We start from the raw sequence: 19961 nt of genomic DNA, 5'->3' as shown, positions 1-19961 counted from the left end.
TTGTTTATCGTTATATACTATTAAATATAGCCAAAAAGGATTTTTGTGGAAATATCATCAAACTTGACATTAGAAATTTTAAATCAACCCTTTTTATTGGAAAAAAGAATTGAATTATTAATGGCAATACAAAAAACTGGTTCTATCAGTAAAGCGGCAAAAGAAGTTCCCATGAGCTATAAATCTGCTTGGGAAGCAGTTGAAGCCATGAATAATTTATCAATTAGTCCGATAGTACAAAGAGAAACAGGTGGAGTTGGTGGTGGAGGAACTACTCTTACAACATATGGAGAGAATCTACTAAAAACTTATCATTTACTAAAAGAAGAACAAAAAAAGTTTCTTGAAAATCTAAATAGAATGACTGATATTAACACAGGTACATTAAAAGCTATAAGGAGATTATCAATGCAATTAAGTGCAAGAAATCAAATAAGTGGAATTGTAGAATTAATAGAGCATGGAAAAGTAAATGCAGAAGTATTTATAAGACTAAAAAGTGGTTATACACTTGTTTCTGTTATTACAAATTCTGCTGTTAAAAATCTAGACTTAAAAGCTAAAGATGAAGTTGTTGCAATTTTTAAATCAAGTACTGTTTTATTAACAACAGATATTACTTTAAATATTAGTGCAAGAAACAAATTCCAAGGTGTAGTAGACAACATAAATCAAGGTGAAATAAATTCTGAAGTAGTAATCGATATAGGCAATGCAGATAAAATTGCTTCAGTTATAACAACAAGTTCTGTAAATAGATTAAATCTTAAACCAGGTTCTAATGTGAGTGCAATTATAAAAGCCTCGGATATTATGATAGGAAAATAAGGAAAAAAAATGAAAAAGATAATTTTAGGATTAGTATTTTTATGTTCAAGTATATTTGCTGGTCAAGTAAATATAGCTGTTGCTGCAAATGTTAGTTATGCAATAAATGAACTTATTGCAGAATTTAATAAAACAAACCCTGATACAAAAATTCAAGTTACATTAGGAAGTAGTGGAAAATTAACTGCTCAAATTAAAAATGGTGCTCCATTTAATATTTTTATGGCTGCAAATATGAAATTTCCTGAGTCTTTATATGAAGATAAAATTGCAATTACAAAACCTGTTGTTTATGCACAAGGTGCTTTAGCTATGTTAAGTTCAAAAGAACTTGATTATTCAAAAGGTATAAATTTAATTAAAGAAGATTCAATTTCTAAAATTGCAATTGCTAATCCTAAAACTGCTCCTTATGGAACAGCAGCTGTTGAAGCAATTAAAAATGCAAATTTAGAAGAAGCAACTAAAGATAAATTTGTTTATGCAGAATCAATTTCACAAACAGTTACTTATGCAACAACTGCTGCTGATATAGGCTTTATTGCAAAATCATCTTTATATGATGAAAAATTATCAAAATATAAAGAAAATGTAAATTGGGCAAGTGTTGATCCAACTTTATATACACCGATTAAACAAGGTATTGTAATCATTAATAATGCAGTTGATAATGCAGAAGTTAAAGCATTTTATGACTTTATTTTAGGTGAAAAAGCTAAAAAAATATTTGTTGATTATGGATACATTGTAAAATGAATAAATTAGTTGCAACAATAAAAAAAATAAATTCTATTGATAGTTTAAATATTGTTGAGTTCGATTTTTTTGGGAAAAATCTAAAAATGATGAGTTTAGATTTAGGCAAAAATATACAAATTGACAAAAAGGTAACTCTTAGTGTTAAACCAACAAATATAATTATTGCAAAAAATTTATTTGGAGAGATTAGTTTATCAAACCAATTTGTTGCAACTATTCAAAAGATAGAAAATGGTCACCTTCTATCTAACATAATATTAAAAATCAATGATACTTATCTTGAAAGTATTATAACTGTAGATTCATCTAAAAAGATGAATCTACAAAAAGATGAAGATGTTTTAGTTTTAATTAAAGCAAGTGATTTATCTATTCAGGATGTTTTAGATGATTGAATTGTTAAAAAATATAGAGTTTGAACCTTTTTTAATATCTTTTAAATTAGCTGGTATCACTACTTTGATTTTGTTTTTTATAAGTCTTCCAATTGCATGGTACTTATCTCAAACAAAATCAAAATTAAAACCTTACCTAGAAGCTGTTACTGCCTTACCTTTGGTTTTACCACCTTCAGTTTTAGGATTTTATATACTTTGGGCTTTATCATATAATTCACCAATTGGAGCTTTTTTTGAAGAACATTTTGGAATAAAACTTGTTTTCAATTTTTATGGTTTAATTATTGCTAGTTGTTTTTATAGCTTACCATTTATGGTTCAACCTATGCAAAGTGGCTTAGAAAGTATCAATAAAAATTTATTAGAAGCAAGTTATATAAGTGGGAAAAGTAAATTTCAAACTCTTTTTAGAATTGCTATTCCAAATATAAAACCTTCATTAATGACTGCTATTATAGTAACTTTTGCACATACAGTTGGAGAGTTTGGAGTTGTGTTAATGGTTGGAGGAAGTATTCCAGGAGAAACAAAAGTTGCATCAGTTGCAATATATGAATTTGTTGAAATTATGGATTATACAAATGCACATATTTACAGTTTAATTATGGTAATTCTAAGTTTCTTAACTCTTCTTGGAGTTTATATATTTAATGGAAAACAAAAAAAGTTAACAGGTTTACATAAATGATAGAAATTAATATAAATAAATTACTTCATGGTTCAAATGGTGAAATGAATTTAGATGTAAATCTAAAAATAAATAAGGGTGAATTTATTGCTCTTTCTGGTTTTAGTGGTAGTGGGAAAACTACACTTTTACGAATACTTGCAGGACTTGAAGAGGCTAAAGGTACTTTAAAAATTGATAATGAACTTTGGCTTGATGATAAGTTTAGTTTAGCTCCACAAAAAAGAGATATTGGTTTTGTATTCCAAGATTATGCACTTTTTCCTAACTTTTCAGTAATTGATAATCTTTTATATGTAAAAAAAGATATAGACTTAGCAAATAAATTGCTTGAAATGACAGAAATGACGGAATTAAAAAATAGATATCCAAATACATTAAGTGGAGGACAAAAACAAAGAATTAGTTTATGTAGAGCTTTAATGAATAAACCAAAACTTTTATTGATGGATGAACCTTTATCTGCACTTGATCCAGAAATGAGAACAAAATTACAAAATGAAATATTAACTTTACATAAAGAGTTTAATACCACAACTATTATGGTAAGTCATGACCCAAGTGAAATGTATCGTTTGGCATCAAGAGTTGTTGTTTTAAATCTTGGGAAAATCATAAATGATGGTTTTCCTAAAGATATTCTTCTTAAAACAAAAGGTAGCCAAAAATTCTCATTTGAAGGTGAACTACTTGATATTGTAAAAATAGATGTAATTCACGTTGCAATTGTATCAATAGGTCAACAATTAGTAGAAGTTGTTGTAGGAAATGAAGAAGCAGCAAATTTAAAAATAGGGCAAAGTGTAAGTGTTAGTACAAAAGCATTTACACCGATGATGCAAACTTTATAATGAAAACTGCATTATTTTGCCTATTTGAAAATTGGGAAAATAATTATCAAAAAGCAATCACTGAACAACTTGATTTAATTTGTTACTGTGAAGATTTAGGTTTTGATGAAGCTTGGATAACAGAACATCACTTCAATAATTTTAGTGTCATTCCTTCTCCACTTACTGCTGTTTCTTATCTTTTAGGAAAAACTAAAAGTATAAAAATAGGAACAGCCGCTATTTTACTCCCTTTATACAATCCTATAAAACTTGCAGAAGAAATTGCTATGATAAAAGCATTTGATGAAAATAGATTTTTATATGGAATTGCAAAAGGAGCATTTCCTATTTATGATAAAACTTTTAAAGCAGATGCTTTCACAAATAGAGAAGTTATGTTTGAAGCAAATGAATTAATTCACAAACTATTAAATGAAGAACTTGTAACTTTTAAAGGTAACTTCTTTACTTGTGAAAACATTTCAATAAGACCAAAATTAAATGAACCAATAAATACATATATCGCTTCTGAATCTTTTGAAGCAATAAAAGAAGCTGCTACAAAAGGTTATGGATTGATTGGAAGTATTGGAATAAGTAAAGAAAAAATAAAATTTATATTTGATACATATAAAACATTTAATCCAACAAAACCTTTATCTTTTAGAGTTGCAAGAGGTATAAATATTGGCGTTAACAAAGAAGAGATTATAAAAGAGTCCCAATATTGTGCAGATTTATTTTTAAAATCAATGAGAGCTTCAAAAGATACAAGCCCAACTTTAGTAAAACTTTTAACAAATGAATATATAGACATACGAAATAAACTTTTTGATAGTAATAAACTTTTTGAAAATGCAATTTGTGGCACACCAAAAGAGTGTATTGAACAAATCAAAGCTCTAAAAGAAGAGTTTGATATAGAAGCATTATTACTAAAACCACTTACAACTTCAACAGAAAAAGCAAAAGAGATATTAAATTTATATACAAAGGAGGTAAAACCTTATGTTTAAAATCTTACTTTTAATATTTAGTTTTTATCTATATAGTAATGCCGTTATTTTTGAAGATATGTTTAAAGAAAAAAGTGAAATAAAAGATGATATAAAAAAGATTTATGCTTCAAATCCTGTACTTTTATACTCTTTGTATGCTGTGGATAAAAGTAAAATTGCTGGATTAAATTTTCCATTTAATGAAAATGAAGCTAAATTTTTAGATGAAAAAACGAAAAATCTTCCAGTTCTTGGTGGTTGGTTTGGGCAAGGAAAAACTCCAAATAGTGAAATGATTTTACAAATAAATCCTGATGTAATTTTATTGACAGATAATACAAAAAAACTAGGAGATGAAAAAATAAAAGCCTCTTTAGGTGGAGCTAAAAATATCCCTCTAATTTATCTAAAATCAAATAGTTTAGAGGAATTAGTAGATTCTTTTTCATATATTGGAAAATTAACAAATAATGAGAAAAGAGCCAAAGAGTTAGAAAATTATGGGAAAGATAGTTTAAATTTAGCAAAAGAAGTTTCACAAAAAGCTTCTAAAAAACCTAAAGTTTATTATGCTGAGGGGAAAAATGGACTTGAAACAGAATGTAACACTTCAATTCATTCTGAACTTATAAATTTAGCTGGTGGAAAGAATGTTCATCAATGTGAAACAACAAACCTTTTTGGAAAACAAGCTATAAATTTTGAACAAGTTTTAGCATACAATCCTGAAATTATTTTGGTTTACGATAAAGAGTTTTATCAAAAAATCTATAAAGATTCCAATTGGAAACATATAGATGCAGTGAAAAATAGAAGAGTATATTTTTTACCTTTTGGTCCTTTTAGTTGGTTTGATAGACCTCCATCATTTATGAAATTATTAGGTTTAAGATGGTTACTTTCTGTTTTTCATCCTGAAGTTTATAAATTAGATATAAATAAAGAAGCAAAAGAGTTTTACTCTTTATTTTTAGGTATAGATTTAAGTGATGAACAATTGAATGAAATAATAGGTAAAAATCTTGAATAAACTAGGATTTTTTATACTAATTATCTTTTTATTTATTTTAATGAATAGTTCCCTTTTTATTGGAAATTATCAAATAACTTTAGATGAATATATAAACTTTTTTAAAAGTTTTATTGGGTTTAACTCAAATATTTCTTTAGAAAAATATGAAATGCTTCAAAGTGTGATTTTTGATATAAGGCTACCAAGGATTATAGCTGCTGTTTTAATAGGAAGCTCACTAGCTATTTCAGGAGCTGCATTTCAAGCTATGTTTGTAAATCCACTTGTTTCTCCTGGGATTCTTGGAGTTCTAAGTGGAGCTTCCTTTGGAGCTGCTCTTGGTATGGTTCTTGGATGGAATTGGTTTTTTATAAACCTTTCTACTTTTTTATTTGGCTTAATTGCTGTTTTATTTGCACTTACTATTTCATTTATTTACTCAAATGCAAAAAATATGATTATTTTAGTTTTAGGTGGAATAATAAGTAGTTCACTTTTTTCTGCATTTTTATCAATAGTAAAATATGCAGCTGATCCATATGATGCACTTCCTGCAATTACTTATTGGTTAATGGGAAGTTTATCTTTTAGTACACCAAACATTGTATGGAATCTTTCCATTCCTATGTTTTTAGGAATGATTATTTTACTTTTTGTATCAAAATATTTAAATGCATTAAGTTTAGGTGATGAAGAAGCTAAAGCATTAGGAGTTGATACAAAAAAAATCAAATTAATTGTAATCATAAGTGCTACTTTTATTAGTGCATTAAGTGTAATTCTTGCAGGAATAATTGGTTGGATTGGATTAATTATTCCTCATATAGCAAGACTTCTTTTTGGAGCTGATAATAAGATAATATTGCCAATAAGTGCAATTTTAGGGGCTATTTTTTTACTAATTGTTGATAATTTTTCAAGAATTATTTTTAGCTTTGAAATTCCTATTGGGATAGTTACAGCAATAATTGGAATACCTATTTTTATAATGGTTTTAAAAAATGCAAAAAAGGGATTTTGATGTTATTAATTGATGCTAAAAATATCTCTTTTTCTTATGGAAATAAACAAATATTAACTAATATAGATTTCCAATTATATCAAGGAGATGTTTTATCTTTAGTTGGACAAAACGGCTGTGGAAAAACTACTTTATTAAAAATACTTTTGGGAATATTTAAATCAAATGGTGAAATAAAAATTCTCTCAAAAAATATAAATGAATACAAAAATAAAGAACTAGCAAAACTAATTTCTTATCTTCCACAAACTCATCAGATTCCTTTTGATTATACTGTATTTGATGTAGTTTTAATGGGAAGATTAGCACATATTAGACTATTTTCAAACTATTCATTAAAAGATAAAGAAATTGCACTTAAAGCTTTAGAAAAAGTAGGGATTGGTCACCTAAAAGATAATATCTACTCAAAAATAAGTGGAGGAGAGCGACAACTAGCCTTTATTGCTCGAGCTTTAACCCAAGAATCAAAAATCATCTTTATGGATGAACCAGTTACTGGGCTTGATTATGGAAATCAACTAAAACTTTTAAAATTTTTAAAAGAACTCTCAAATGAAGGTTACACTTTTGTAAAAACAACTCACTATCCAGACCATGCTTTATATGCTTCAAACAAAGTAATGATGCTAAAAAATGGTCAAATTTTAGATGTTGGAAATATAAATGAAAAACTAACTTCTACAAATATTAAAAAACTTTATGATGTAGATGTTGAAATTATTTCAAAAGAAAATGGTTACAAATTTTGTATACCAAGTATTTAAAAAGGAGAAAATATGCCACTTATAAAAACAAATTTAGATAGTTTAGATTTTGCAAATTTATATGCTAAACAGATGGAACTCTCAACTTTCAAAGGTAAAAGTAGCCAAGAATGGGATAAAAGAGCAAATAGTATGAATATAAATGTTCATAAAAGTATCTATACAAAAACTTTTGTAGATAAAATTGAAACAACGGATTGTGATTCTTTACTTGATATTGGTTGTGGTCCTGGAACTATTTCTTTGGCAATGGCTTCAAAACTAAAAGAGATTTATGCATTAGATTACTCTTTAGGAATGTTAGATTGTGTAAAAGAAAATTGCAAAGAAAAAAATATAGAAAATTTAAAAACAATTCATAAATCTTGGTATGACGATTGGGAAGATGTTCCAAATGCGGATATTGTAGTTGCAAGCCGTTCAATGGAAGTAAAAGATATAAAAGATGCTTTAATAAAACTAAACACAAAAGCAAATAAAAGAGTTTATTTAACTACAAAAGTTGGTGGCAGTTTTATTGATACTGAGATTCTAGCTCAATTAAAAAGAGAGATTATTCCAAGACCTGATTATATTTATTTAGTTAATGTTTTACATAGTATGGGAATATTTGCAAAAGTTGATTTTATAAAAAGTGAAAACAATAAGTTTGAAAGTTCAACATCTGAAGAGTTTGTAGAAAAAGTTGGTTGGAGTTTAGGTGAATTAGATGTTGAAGAAAAAAATGTTTTAAAAGAGTATTTTAATTCAACATATAAATATAAAAAAACAGCCGATTATATAAACTGGGCAATGATTTCATGGGAGAGTAAAAAATGAAAAAACTACTACTTATTTTACTTTTTCTTACCTCTTTATTTTCAAAAGATGTTTCATATGAAACAAATGAGTTAAAAATCGAAGGTTTAGTAGAAAAAAAATTGGTTCTAAATATGGATAAACTACAAGAGATAAACGATTTGCGAACAGGTTCAAAAACCATAACTCTTACAAAAAATGACACAACTTATGAAGGTGTTTTACTAAAAGAGATAATCGACCAAGCAAAAATAAATATAAAAAGTAGAAAAGATTTAAACAAAGTCTATATTATGGCTATTGCTAGTGATAACTACAAAGTATTATTTTCTTGGAATGAACTATTTAACTCTAAAATTGGTGACAATGTTCTTATATTTTTAAAAAAGAATGGAAAGTCACTTGATAAAAATGAAGGAAAATTAGCACTTATTAGTGTTGAAGATATAAATGAAAATCCAAGACATATAAAATGGCTCGAAAAAATTATAGTAAATAAAATTGATTAAAAGGAGAAATGATGTTTAAAAAAGTTTTATTGATTGTTATAACTTCGATTTTAGCTCTTAATGCAGCAGATTTGAAAGTAGCAGCAGGTGCAGGTTATAAAAAACCTTTGATGGAGATTTTTAAAGAGTATGAAAAAGTTGGTGGTAAAGTTGATGGTGTTTTTGGACACTTAAAACAAGTGACAACACAAGCAACACAAACAAATATACCTTTGATTATTGGAGATAAAAAATTTTTGGAAACTAAAAGTGGACTAAAATTTAAAGATTATCTACTTTTAGGTGAAGGTGAACTTGTTGTTGTTTATCCAAAAGATAAAAAACTATCATCAGTTGAAGATTTAACAAGTGAAAATATAAAAAAAATCACTATTCCTGATCCATCAAAAGCAATATATGGAATAGCAGGAAAAGAGTTTTTAAAAAATGCAAATTTAGAAGAAAAACTAAATAATAAACTTATAATTGTTGCAACTGTACCACAAGCTATGACTTATATACTTACAAATGAAGTTGATGCTGGATTTGTAAATCTTTCAGAAGCAATTGCAAATAAAGAAAATATTGGTGGTTTTATTAAAGTTGATAAGAAATACTACACTCCAATAGAAATCGTTGCTGGAAAACTTGATAGCTGTAATGAAAGTTGCGAAGAATTTGCAAATTTCTTAACTACAAAAACAGCAAAAGAGATATTTAAAAAATACGGTTTATAATGAATTTTGATTTTGCACTTATATTTGAGCCATTTTTATTAAGTCTGAAAACTATCAGTGTAAGTGCATTTTTATTTATAGTTATTGGTATTCCAATAGCTTATTTACTTGCAAAAGAAAATCTAAAATTCAAATGGTTACTAAATACAATAGTAACTCTTCCTTTAATCTTTCCACCAATTGCTGTTGGTTTTTTTCTTCTTTTGATTTTAGGAAGAAACGGTTTTATTGGAAGTTTTTTTTATAAATTTGATATTAGTTTGATTTTTAGTTTCAGTGGAATTGTAATTGCTGCATTTATTGCAGGTCTTCCACTTATGGTAAAACCTTTACAAGCTAGTATTGAACTTTTTCCAAAAGATATAAAAGAAGCTTCATATATAAGTGGAAAAAGTGAATTAAAAACTTTTATATTTATTGTATTGCCAAATATAAAAAATAGTTTGATTGTTGCACTTTTAATCTCAACTGCAAGAGCTTTAGGAGAAGTTGGAATTACTTTGATGTTAGGTGGAAATATCATAGGAAAAACCGATACTATTTCCCTTGCTATTTATAATGCTGTATTTGATGGAAACTATAATTTAGCTATGATTTTAAGTGGTATATTGGTTTTTATATCAGTGCTTTTTTTTATTGCACTAAATTTTTTTGAAAAGAGAAAAAATGTTTAATTTATCAATTAGTGAATTGGAAAAATATATTCAAGATGATTTACCATATTTTGATTTAACTACAAGTTTACAAAATATAAATAATAAAAAAGCTCAAATTGAAGTTTATACAAGAGAAGATATTATCGTATCATGTAGTGAAGAAGCAGCAAAAATCGCTGAACTTTTGAATTGTAAAGTAGAATTTTTTGAAAAAAGTAAAACTAAAATCCAAAAAGGAAATACAATTCTAAGATTTTCTGGTGATTATGAAGATATACATAAAGCTTGGAGATTAACTCAAATTCTTTTAGAATATAGTTGCAAAATAAGTACATATTCCTATCAAATGAAAGAAAAAATAGAAAAAACAAATCCAACTTGTGAACTTCTAACTACAAGAAAAACTTTTCCTTTTTCAAAAAGATTTTGTATAAAAGCAGCTATTTGTGGAGGAGCGATGCCTCATAGATTAAATTTATCTGAAAGTGTACTATTTTTTGAAGGTCATAGAATTTTATATAAAAACAACGAAGAGTTTTATGAAGATTTAAAAAGAATAAAAACAAAAATACCAGAAAAAAAACTAAATGTTGAAAGTGATAATCTACAAGATTGTATAAATCTAATGAAAATTGGTGTTGATGTTCTTCAACTTGATAAAATAGATTTTGAAGAACTTGAGAAAATCATAAATTACAAAAATGAAAATTTCCCAAATGTTAAAATTTTAGTTGCTGGTGGAATAAATCTATCAAATATTGAAAAATATGCTTCATTTAAAATAGATGGAGTGGTTACAAGTTCTGTTTATAATTGTGGAATGGCAAATATTAGCAGTAAATTAAAAATAATATAGGGAAATTCCCCATATTATTAAGCTATTAAGATTACACTTGAAGCTTTAAATATTGCATAAGCTTCTTCAGAAGCTTTGATAGATAAATCTTCAATAGCATCATTTGTCACAATTGCAGAAATTACACTTGTTCCTAAAGAAAGTTTTACTTCACTATTAACAGCACCTTTTATAACTTCTACAACTTTACCTTTTAATACATTTCTAGCTGTTGTTTTTACAGCATCTTTTGTGATTATAATTGAAGATGCTTTAATAATTGCAGTTATATTATCATTTAATTTTGCTCCTAAAGATTCTATTCCATCTTTTGTAACTGTTGCACTTATTGTTACCTCAGGAGAAACTGTGATTTTAACTTCACTCATTACAGCACCATTGATAATATTTGTAATTTTTCCACTTAACTCATTTCTTGCACTTGTTTTCATCTCAATCCTTTTACTATAAATTATAAGAAAATTCTAAACTTTAAATTATAAATTCAAGCTTAATTTAGTTATTTATTTATGAATATATTGTATATTAATTAGACATCGTTGCTTATATATATGCCTAAACAACGATAATTTAATACTTTAGTAAAATAAATTTAAGTTAGTAAATAAAAATTATTTTTATAGTACTTTTATACTATGGAACACTTATTGCATATAATTAATACACCCTTTAAGCTTAGAAATAAAAAGAACAATTTTTGTTCTTTTTATTTGCAAGAAGTTCTTAAAATAAGTGTATTTTATAAATAAAAAGAGTTAAGATTATGATTGCTACATTTGATGATACTTACAATTTTGCAAAAAAATTTGCTCATTATAAAGATTTCTATGTAAAACACAATAATTTGATATTTTCAAAACTAGGACTAGGTACTTTTAATAAAGAACCTTATAAAGAAGAAAACTATCTATTTCACTATATAGCTGGTGTAAAAGAAGCTATTAAAAGTGGTATTAATCTTATAGATACAGCAAGTAACTATAGATATGGACAAAGTGAAAAAGAGATTGGTATTGCCTTAAAAGAACTATTTGAAGAAGGTGATACAAAAAGAGAAGAGTTAATAATATGTTCAAAAGGTGGATTTATTCAACTTGATTATCCATTTCCCGAAAATCCTTATGCTTGGATTGAAGAAAATATTATTAATACTTCATTGGCAAAACTTGAAGATATAGAACTAGACCAACATTGTATGACACCTGATTATTTAGAATGGTCATGTCAAAAATCTTTAGAAAATCTTGGTGTAAAAACACTTGATATCTATTTTTTACATAATCCAGAAATACAAATAAGTAAACTTGGATATAAAAACTGGTTAAAAAAAATCGAAACAATATTTAAAAGATTTGAAAAAATGGTAACTAAAGGAATGATAAAATCTTATGGTGTTGCCGTTTGGAATGGTTTTATTGATAAAAGTACAAATGAACATATCAATTTAGAAGATTTAGTTGAAATAGCTATAAAAGTAGGTGGAGAGAATCACAACTTTAAATATATTCAAACACCTTTTAACATGGCAAAAACTTCAATTTATACGATGCCAACACAAACTGTAAAAGATGAAGAGTGTACTTTACTTCAAGCAGCGCACCGACTAAAAATAGGAGTAATTTCAAGTTCTTCTCTTTTACAAATGAATCTATTTAAAAAATCATTTAATGCCCAAGTTGGTTACTTGCTTGATTCTAAAATGGTTTTAGAAAATGACATCCAACTAGCACTTCAATTTGTTCGTTCAACTCCTGGATTAATTTCATCTTTGTTCGCTTCAAAAGTACCAGTACATATAAAAAAGAATTTAGAAATCACAAAAGTTCCTGCAACATCAAGAGCTAAATATGATTTAATGTATCGAGTATAAATGATTTATGATGTAATAGTAGTTGGAGGTGGAATTGCAGGATTAATGGCAGCAATTGAAGCTAAAAATGAGAATAACAAAGTTGCCCTAATCACAAAAGGAAATGTTTTTAAATCTAACTCTTCAATGGCAAGTGGTGGAATAAATGCAGTACTTGACCCAAATAATACAAAAGAGATAAACCAACATATAAATGATACTTTGATTTCAGGAAAAGGTTTAGGAAATAAAAAAGCTATCACTTACATGTGTAAACAAGCTTCTAAAATAGTAAATAAATTAGTTGAATATGGTGTAGAATTTGATAGAAACGAAGATGGAACAATAGCTCAACGACCTTTTGGTGGAGGAAGTTCAAATAGAACTTGTTATGTTGGAGATAAAACAGGAAGTGCAATTACGATGGCACTTATAAAAAAGGCTAAAGCTAAAGGCATAACTTTTTTACCAAATAACTATATTTTAAATCTTGCAAAATATCAAGATAGAGTAAGTGGAGTAGTATCTTTAAATAAAGATAATTCACAAGTAATGATATATTCATCAAAAGCTGTTATTTTAGCAGGTGGTGGATATGCTGGTATTTATAGAGGTTTTTCTACAAATGCTCCTGATTATACGGGAGATTTATTAGCTGTTGCATTAAGAGCTGGATTGTATTTAAAGGATATGGAATTTGTTCAATTTCATCCAACTGGTTTTGTAAAAACAAACTATTTAGTAACTGAAGCTGCAAGAGGTGAGGGTGGTTACTTAGTTAATAGTGATGGAAATAGATTTGTAAATGAACTTGATACTAGAGATAAAGTTGCAAGGGCCATTTTAAAAGAGCAACTTGAAGGTAAAAAAGTTTTTATGGATTTAAGACATCTTGGAGTTGAAAAAATTCAACAAAAACTACCATCTTTATACAATGCAGCATTAAATCAAACGGGAATTAATCTAGCAGAAGAACTACTTGAAATAAAACCCGTAGCTCACTATACAATGGGTGGAGTTGATGTAAATATGACAAAATGTGAACTAAAAGGTTTATATGTTTGTGGAGAAATGGCATCAAATGGAGTTCATGGAGCAAATAGACTTGGAGGAAACTCTTTACTTGAAGGTTGTGTATTTGGTGAATTAGCTGGAATAGAAGCACTAAAGTTTTCACAAGAAAATGAATACTCACCAATAGATTATAACACTGTAATAAAAGATATAGAAATGATAGATTTTATTTTTTCTAGTGATACAACAAAAAACTTCAATGCAATTAGAATAAATTTAGGAAAAACACTTTTTGAAAAAGTTGGAATTATCAAAAATGAACTAAGTCTTACATTGGCTTTTGATTATATTAAATATTTAAGGCAAATTTCTTATACCCTTCACTGTATAAATAAAGAAAAAAACAATAATGTCGAACTTACAGCTATTTTAGAATTAAGAAATGCTCTAGAAATTTCTGAAGCAATAATTCTAAGTGCTTTAAAAAGAAAAGAGAGCCGAGGAGCTCATTTTAGAGAAGATTTTCCTACAACTTCTAAAGAATATGATAGAAGTTTTGTAGTAAAAGAGCTAAAAAAAGGTTTCTTTAAAATTTCATTCAAGGAGAATGATATTTTAAAAATTATCAAAAATTTATTTATAAATAAGGAGTAAAAAATGGCAAAAGTAATGTTAAGAGAAGTGGATGGAATTGTATCGTTTTATTTTCCAAAAAAAGATATGGAAGAAACTATTGAAGAAATAGAGTTTGATACAGAAGAAAACTGGGGTGGAAATGCTGTTTTATCAAATGGTGAAACATGGTGGATTCAACCAGGAGCTAAAAAATTACCAAAAGAAGAAGTTTGTAAAAAAATTTCAGATTAATACTGGTTACTTATTATACAAATGGCTGTTCATTTAGTCATATTAACTAACTATAATTAAACTAAAAATATTGAGGAGGCATAGATGTTTGATAAATCTGCCTGTATGGGCTGTCTTACCATAAGAGAGCTAACAACACTATATGAAATATCATCAATTATTTCTAATCATTATGATTTACAGACTTCTTTAGAAAAGTCTATGAGGATATTAAAACATAGTCTAAATTTAGACAATTGTGTTGTACATATTTTAGAAGATGATGTTTTAAATGTTTTTGCTTCTATTGAATTGTCAAAATTCCAAAAAACTTTATCAAGTTATAAAGTAGGTGAAGGTGTTACTGGAATGGTAATAGAATCAAAAGAACCAGTAGTAGTTGAAAATATTCATAATAATTCTCTTTTTTTGAATAAATCAGGAAAAAGAGATTTTAATGGTAAATCTTATGTTGCAGTTCCATTAATGATTGACAATGAGGCTATTGGTGTTTTAGGAACTGTTATAACAAAAACAGCTGAAATTGAACTAGACGATACAGTTAGAATTTTGACAATTGTAAGTTCAATTTTTGCACAGACTATTCACTCTTATCAATTAAACAAAAAAGAGAAAGATAGACTTCAAGAGTTAAAGCTTTACTATAAAATGGAGTGGGATTCAAAAGTACATAACTTTGGAGATATTATAGGTGATAGTCCAAAAATGCAACAAGTGTTCAAAGTTATTCAAAGAATCGCTCAATCTGATGTTACTGTACTTGTTAGAGGTGAAACGGGAACAGGAAAAGAGTTAGTTGCAGCAGCAATTCACAAAAGAAGTAATAGAAAAGATGAACCATTTATTAAATTAAACTGTGCAGCAATTACAGATACTTTACTTGAAAGTGAACTTTTTGGTCATGAAAAAGGTGCATTTACAGATGCAAGAGAGACAAGAAAAGGAAGATTTGAACTTGCTGATGGTGGAACTTTGTTTTTAGATGAGATTGGAGATATATCAGCTTCTGCACAAGTAAAACTGCTAAGAGTTTTACAAGAAAGAGAGTTTGAAAGAGTAGGTGGAAGTAAAACAATAAAAGTAAATGTTAGACTTGTTGCAGCAACAAATAGAAATTTAGAAGAGATGGTAAAAGATGGTAAATTTAGAGAAGATTTATATTATAGATTAAATGTAATTCCTATTGATTTACCTCCACTTAGAGAACGTGGTGAAGATATAAAACAACTTGTAAATTTCTTTTTAGAACGTTCAATGAAAAATCATAAAAAAATGGTAACCATAACAGATGAAGCAATGGAAGCTTTATGCAACTATCCATGGCCTGGAAATGTTAGGGAACTTGAAAATACAATTGAAAGAATTGTTCTTATGGGAAATGAAGAAGGAATTAGTAAATATGATATGTTATTACTACTTCCAGCACTAAATGATCAAAAGTTAAAAAGTGATTATAAACCTATTTCAAAAAGAACTTTAACTTTAGATGAAATGGAAAAAGAAGCAATTATTGAGGCACTTGAGAATAATGACTATAATCATTCAAATGCAGCAGCTGAGTTAGGTATAACTCTTAGACAAATAGGGTACAAAATAAAAAAATATGAAATCTAAAATAATATATAAAAGTGAAGAGATGGAATTAACTGATGATTTTATTGATATTGGTTATATGGCTGAAAATTTTGAAGCAATAGATATTAATAAAAATGTGATTGAAATAAAAAGAGCTAGTCCAAATAGAAATATACAAATATTTATGTCTTTTCCTTCATTTGATGAATTTTTAAATGAAATTGTAAATTTTGATGAATTTATGAATAATGCAAAAGTTGATATTTTTACTTATATAATTTTTAATAAAGAGTTTGAAATTCCTTATAAATTTAAAAAACTAATTCCAATATTTGATATAAATGAAGAGTTCGCTTCTATGTACGGAACAAAAATTGTAAGTGGTACATTAGATAATAAATTAACAAAAGCACTTTTTTTAATCGGTAAAGATGGTGCCATTTATCATATTGATATGCCTAGTGATTTAGAAAAACCTTTAGATATAGAAAGAATTAGGGTTGAACTAAACAAAGTCTATCAGTCATACACAGGAGCAGGTTGTCATGGATAGTATAGTTGAAAAGATAAAAAGTGGGGAACTTATTCCGTTCTTAGGAATGGGAATATTTGAAGATACAAAATGTAAGGATGGGTCAACTCTTCCTTATGATAGCGATTCAATGATTTTAGCTTTGAATAATGGTAGAGCCATGAGTCCAAGACTTATGTATGAGTATAGCCGAGCTGCTATGAGTTTAGAACAAAGAAAAGGTAGAGAGTTCATTATTCAAATGACAAATCATATCTACTCTTCAAAAGAGTATGAAATTCCAGATACTTACAAATGGTTAGCAACTTTAAAACCAAAATATGTAATCGATACAAATATGGATGATAGCTTACAAAAAATCTATAGTGACTGTAATCACTTCTTAATTACAGGTGTATCAAGAATAACTGCTGATTGGGATAGATATCTTATTTATTTTTATGATGTTGATACAAAAGCTTATACAAGAGTAGAAAAAGATAAATTAACTTTAGATTTACCTATTTTATTTAAACCAATGGGTTCTACAAAACCTGAAATGAACTTCATCATCTCTGATGCTGATTTTGTTGATTGGTTAACTGAAGCTATGGGTGGGTATGCAATGCCTGAAATTTTAAAAGAGTATAGAAAAAATAAAGAGTATCTATTTTTAGGTGTGGATTTTTCAAGAGATACTTTTAGAATGGTTACTAATGAAGTTACTATTGGTCTAGAAAGTGGAATTGTTTTATTTAACAAAGATGAATTAACTAAAAAAGAGGATAAATTTATTAAAACTCATAATTTGACAGCGTTAAATATGAGTATTAATGAGTTTATAAAAAGCCATGAGTGAAATACATAATTGCGACTTCTGTGGAAAAGAGATAACAGAAGTAAAAAAAATATTCTCTAGTGAAGAGGCTCACATTTGTGATGAATGTGTAACTATGTGTGCAAAAGTTTTAGAAAAAGAACTTATAAAAGATAACAAAAAAGAGTTCCAAAAAGGACTTAGTGTTCCAGTTAAAATAAAAGAACATTTAGATGATTATGTAATTGGGCAAGTTGAAGCAAAAAAAGTTCTAGCAGTTGCTTTATATAACCACTATAAAAGAATTGATAAACCAATAGTTAAAAATGTTGAGATTGAAAAATCAAATATTATGCTAATAGGACCTACTGGTTCTGGAAAAACTCTGCTTGCAAAAAGCTTAGCAAGAATTATGGATGTTCCATTTGCCGTTGCAGATGCAACAGCTTTAACTGAAGCTGGTTATGTTGGAGAAGATGTTGAATCAATACTTTCAAGACTTCTTGCAGCTGCTGATTTTGATGTAGAAAAAGCAAAAAGAGGTATTGTTTATATCGATGAAATAGACAAAATTGCAAATAAAAGTGAAAGTTCAACAAGTGGAAGAGACGTTTCAGGAGAAGGAGTTCAACAAGGACTTTTAAAAATTCTTGAAGGTGCTGAAGTTTATGTTCCTGTAAAAGGAAGTAGAAAAAATTCTAGTGCTGAAACAATTCTTTTTGACACCACTCACGTACTATTTATTTGTGGTGGAGCATTTGTTGGTTTAAGAGAAGATGATAGCCCAAAAAAAACTAAAAAAGCCCCTAAAATGGGATTTTTGAAAAAAGAAGATATCCAAGAAAATAGAAAAGCAATTGAAGCAAAAGAGTTAATATCTTTTGGTTTAATTCCTGAATTTATTGGAAGAATACCTGTTATTGCAGAACTTAATAAACTTTCAAAAGAAGATTTAATACGTGTTTTAAAAGAGCCTAAAAATGCAATCACAAAACAGTATGAAATCTTATTTGAATTAGATGGTGTTGAACTTGTTTTCACTGATGATGCACTTGAAAGAATTGCTGAGATTGCTTATGAAAAAGATGTTGGAGCAAGAGGATTAAGAGGTATTATAGAAAATATAATGCTTCCTTTACAATATATTATTCCTTCTGAAGATAATTTGGAAAAATGTATTATTACAAAAGAATATATAAACAAAGAAAAAGATATTGAGTTAGTTTATAAAGAAAATAATGATATTCAAGAATCAACAAAAGAGATTTTATTCAAAAAAATAGTTAACTAATTTTAGAATGGAATAGCTTTTGCAACGTCATATTTATATTTTTATAAAAAAGGATAGAAAATGGCAGTTAAAATTACAGAAGAATGTATAAGCTGTGAGGCCTGTGCTTCTGAATGTCCAGTTGCAGCTATATTACCAGATGGAAATGAAAAAAATCCAAAAGATGGGATTTTATATGTAAAACCTGAATCATGTGTTGAGTGTGTTGACCATGCTGATTCTCCAAGATGTGCTGAAGCATGTCCAACTGAAGGTGCAATTGTTTGGGATATGCCTTACACAGTTGACTTCAATTCTTATTATTTAACTGGAAATGAAAAAGGTGAATATAAAATTAGAGAACATAAAACAAAAGGTTTAATGCTTCCAGAAGTTAAAGAGCAAAAATTTAGAGCTGATATAACAATGGCTACAAGAGAAGCTCACGCTAACGTATCTGATTTTTAATATTAAAACAAAGGTTTTTCCTTTGTTTTAAACTACTAAAGCAATAAATAAATATCTAAAAAACTTCGAAATAACTACTAAAATCATAAACTTCTTAAAATCATATTTTAAAATACCTGCTACAAAAGTTATTGGATCACCAATTATTGGTAACCATGAAAATAAAATTGTAATAAAACCATATTTATCAAAATATTTTTTTGAAATATTTATATATTTTTCATTTAAAAGCTTTTTTTCTATTAGATATTCTTCACCTTTTAAACCTAAAAAATAATTTATTATTGAACCTAAACTATTTCCTAAAGTGGCAAAAAACAGTAATAAATATATATTATATCCTTCTTTAATATCATAAATAAATAATGCTTCACTTCCTAAAGGAAATAAAGTTGCAGATATTAAAGCAGAAAAAAATAGTATTAAATAAACCATACATCTCTTTTATTATAAATTAAAGATTGCTAAGATATAATTCCACTTCTTAGAGAAGAACATTGAAAATACTTTGGTATTTTGAATGCTCTTCTTTAGACCTTTTCAAGCATTTCTAAAGACAACGCCCCAGGATGGGAACATAGCAAGGCACCTTTTTTAGTGTTGTGTTTGGGTATCTGGAGAAGAGTACTTTAAGTACTCTAATCAAATCTAACAAAGTCCACAAAACCAATCATCTTATAACTTTTTTATGATACAATAATCTAACTAAATCTAAGTTAGAGTAACAAAATCTTTGCATATTTGTTACCTT

24 protein-coding genes are annotated in these 19961 nt (G+C 27.4%); 22 read left to right on the top strand and 2 right to left on the bottom strand.

Annotation, left to right across the window (positions count from 1 at the left end; all coding sequences use genetic code 11):
- Positions 1 to 45: 45 nt before the first annotated feature.
- The 14 genes from ADFLV_RS00205 to modD are packed head-to-tail and all read left to right on the top strand — an operon-like array spanning position 46 to position 10839.
- Positions 46 to 828 (top strand): TOBE domain-containing protein, encoded by a 783-nt coding sequence (locus ADFLV_RS00205; protein WP_014472746.1) that lies wholly within the window; start codon positions 46 to 48, stop codon positions 826 to 828.
- A 9-nt stretch (positions 829 to 837) separates the two neighbouring features.
- Positions 838 to 1584 (top strand): molybdate ABC transporter substrate-binding protein, encoded by a 747-nt coding sequence (gene modA / locus ADFLV_RS00200; RefSeq protein WP_014472745.1) that lies wholly within the window; start codon positions 838 to 840, stop codon positions 1582 to 1584.
- Positions 1581 to 1982, top strand: coding sequence for a TOBE domain-containing protein (locus tag ADFLV_RS00195; RefSeq protein WP_014472744.1), 402 nt, complete (start codon positions 1581 to 1583; stop codon positions 1980 to 1982). The genes modA (ADFLV_RS00200) and ADFLV_RS00195 overlap by 4 nt, the downstream gene beginning before the upstream one ends.
- Complete coding sequence (modB, locus tag ADFLV_RS00190) at positions 1975 to 2673, top strand: molybdate ABC transporter permease subunit (RefSeq protein WP_014472743.1); 699 nt, start codon at positions 1975 to 1977, stop codon at positions 2671 to 2673. Before ADFLV_RS00195 ends, modB (ADFLV_RS00190) begins: the two co-directional genes overlap by 8 nt.
- Positions 2670 to 3524 carry an ABC transporter ATP-binding protein gene (locus ADFLV_RS00185; RefSeq protein WP_014472742.1) on the top strand — a complete coding sequence of 285 codons (855 nt, stop codon included), beginning with the start codon at positions 2670 to 2672 and terminating at the stop codon, positions 3522 to 3524. The genes modB (ADFLV_RS00190) and ADFLV_RS00185 overlap by 4 nt, the downstream gene beginning before the upstream one ends.
- A complete protein-coding gene (locus ADFLV_RS00180) occupies positions 3524 to 4522 on the top strand; it encodes an LLM class flavin-dependent oxidoreductase (RefSeq protein WP_129011424.1) in 999 nt (332 codons plus the stop codon). The genes ADFLV_RS00185 and ADFLV_RS00180 overlap by 1 nt, the downstream gene beginning before the upstream one ends.
- Positions 4515 to 5534 (top strand): ABC transporter substrate-binding protein, encoded by a 1020-nt coding sequence (locus ADFLV_RS00175; protein ID WP_129011423.1) that lies wholly within the window; start codon positions 4515 to 4517, stop codon positions 5532 to 5534. The genes ADFLV_RS00180 and ADFLV_RS00175 overlap by 8 nt, the downstream gene beginning before the upstream one ends.
- Positions 5527 to 6537: a FecCD family ABC transporter permease gene (locus ADFLV_RS00170; RefSeq protein ID WP_228712387.1), complete on the top strand. Its 1011-nt coding sequence runs from the start codon at positions 5527 to 5529 to the stop codon at positions 6535 to 6537. The genes ADFLV_RS00175 and ADFLV_RS00170 overlap by 8 nt, the downstream gene beginning before the upstream one ends.
- A complete protein-coding gene (locus ADFLV_RS00165; protein WP_129011422.1) occupies positions 6537 to 7304 on the top strand; it encodes an ABC transporter ATP-binding protein in 768 nt (255 codons plus the stop codon). The genes ADFLV_RS00170 and ADFLV_RS00165 overlap by 1 nt, the downstream gene beginning before the upstream one ends.
- A 12-nt stretch (positions 7305 to 7316) precedes the next feature.
- The gene (locus ADFLV_RS00160; protein ID WP_129011421.1) at positions 7317 to 8123 is read left to right on the top strand and encodes a class I SAM-dependent methyltransferase; all 807 of its coding nucleotides are present in this window, start codon (positions 7317 to 7319) and stop codon (positions 8121 to 8123) included.
- Positions 8120 to 8611, top strand: coding sequence for a molybdopterin-dependent oxidoreductase (locus ADFLV_RS00155; protein WP_129011420.1), 492 nt, complete (start codon positions 8120 to 8122; stop codon positions 8609 to 8611). Before ADFLV_RS00160 ends, ADFLV_RS00155 begins: the two co-directional genes overlap by 4 nt.
- A gap of 11 nt (positions 8612 to 8622) precedes the next feature.
- The gene (modA, locus tag ADFLV_RS00150; RefSeq protein WP_129011419.1) at positions 8623 to 9327 is read left to right on the top strand and encodes a molybdate ABC transporter substrate-binding protein; all 705 of its coding nucleotides are present in this window, start codon (positions 8623 to 8625) and stop codon (positions 9325 to 9327) included.
- On the top strand, positions 9327 to 10001 hold the full coding sequence (gene modB, locus ADFLV_RS00145) for a molybdate ABC transporter permease subunit (protein ID WP_014472734.1): 675 nt from the start codon (positions 9327 to 9329) through the stop codon (positions 9999 to 10001). Before modA (ADFLV_RS00150) ends, modB (ADFLV_RS00145) begins: the two co-directional genes overlap by 1 nt.
- Positions 9994 to 10839 (top strand): ModD protein, encoded by an 846-nt coding sequence (gene modD, locus ADFLV_RS00140; protein WP_129011418.1) that lies wholly within the window; start codon positions 9994 to 9996, stop codon positions 10837 to 10839. The genes modB (ADFLV_RS00145) and modD overlap by 8 nt, the downstream gene beginning before the upstream one ends.
- A 17-nt stretch (positions 10840 to 10856) precedes the next feature.
- On the opposite strand, the gene ADFLV_RS00135 is transcribed toward modD, so the two are convergent.
- On the bottom strand, positions 10857 to 11270 hold the full coding sequence (locus ADFLV_RS00135; RefSeq protein WP_014472732.1) for a TOBE domain-containing protein: 414 nt from the start codon (positions 11268 to 11270) through the stop codon (positions 10857 to 10859).
- A 332-nt stretch (positions 11271 to 11602) separates the two neighbouring features.
- On the opposite strand from ADFLV_RS00135, the gene ADFLV_RS00130 reads away from it, so the two are divergent.
- The 8 genes from ADFLV_RS00130 (at position 11603) to ADFLV_RS00095 (ending at position 19210) form a co-directional block, all read left to right on the top strand.
- Positions 11603 to 12709, top strand: a complete 1107-nt coding sequence (locus ADFLV_RS00130) for an aldo/keto reductase (RefSeq protein WP_129011417.1) — start codon at positions 11603 to 11605, stop codon at positions 12707 to 12709.
- Positions 12710 to 14356, top strand: a complete 1647-nt coding sequence (locus ADFLV_RS00125; RefSeq protein WP_129011416.1) for an L-aspartate oxidase — start codon at positions 12710 to 12712, stop codon at positions 14354 to 14356.
- A 3-nt stretch (positions 14357 to 14359) separates the two neighbouring features.
- On the top strand, positions 14360 to 14569 hold the full coding sequence (gene nifT, locus ADFLV_RS00120) for a putative nitrogen fixation protein NifT (protein ID WP_014472729.1): 210 nt from the start codon (positions 14360 to 14362) through the stop codon (positions 14567 to 14569).
- Between the two features lie 84 nt (positions 14570 to 14653).
- On the top strand, positions 14654 to 16183 hold the full coding sequence (locus ADFLV_RS00115; RefSeq protein WP_129011415.1) for a sigma 54-interacting transcriptional regulator: 1530 nt from the start codon (positions 14654 to 14656) through the stop codon (positions 16181 to 16183).
- Positions 16173 to 16697 carry a thioredoxin domain-containing protein gene (locus ADFLV_RS00110; protein WP_129011414.1) on the top strand — a complete coding sequence of 175 codons (525 nt, stop codon included), beginning with the start codon at positions 16173 to 16175 and terminating at the stop codon, positions 16695 to 16697. Before ADFLV_RS00115 ends, ADFLV_RS00110 begins: the two co-directional genes overlap by 11 nt.
- Positions 16690 to 17514: an SIR2 family protein gene (locus ADFLV_RS00105; RefSeq protein ID WP_129011413.1), complete on the top strand. Its 825-nt coding sequence runs from the start codon at positions 16690 to 16692 to the stop codon at positions 17512 to 17514. The genes ADFLV_RS00110 and ADFLV_RS00105 overlap by 8 nt, the downstream gene beginning before the upstream one ends.
- Entirely contained in the window at positions 17507 to 18763 is a 1257-nt protein-coding gene (gene clpX / locus ADFLV_RS00100; RefSeq protein WP_129011412.1) for an ATP-dependent Clp protease ATP-binding subunit ClpX, read from the top strand. The genes ADFLV_RS00105 and clpX overlap by 8 nt, the downstream gene beginning before the upstream one ends.
- Before the next feature lie 60 nt (positions 18764 to 18823).
- On the top strand, positions 18824 to 19210 hold the full coding sequence (locus ADFLV_RS00095) for a 4Fe-4S dicluster domain-containing protein (RefSeq protein ID WP_129011411.1): 387 nt from the start codon (positions 18824 to 18826) through the stop codon (positions 19208 to 19210).
- Between the two features lie 27 nt (positions 19211 to 19237).
- Here ADFLV_RS00095 and ADFLV_RS00090 read toward each other — a convergent pair whose 3' ends face one another.
- On the bottom strand, positions 19238 to 19645 hold the full coding sequence (locus ADFLV_RS00090; RefSeq protein ID WP_129011410.1) for a YqaA family protein: 408 nt from the start codon (positions 19643 to 19645) through the stop codon (positions 19238 to 19240).
- Positions 19646 to 19961: the final 316 nt, after the last annotated feature.

The organism is Arcobacter defluvii (assembly GCF_013201725.1).
In the GTDB taxonomy this organism is placed as follows: Bacteria; Campylobacterota; Campylobacteria; order Campylobacterales; family Arcobacteraceae; genus Aliarcobacter; species Aliarcobacter defluvii.
Note: the sequence above shows the minus strand (reverse complement) of the source record. Positions and strands in the feature narration are given on the sequence as shown.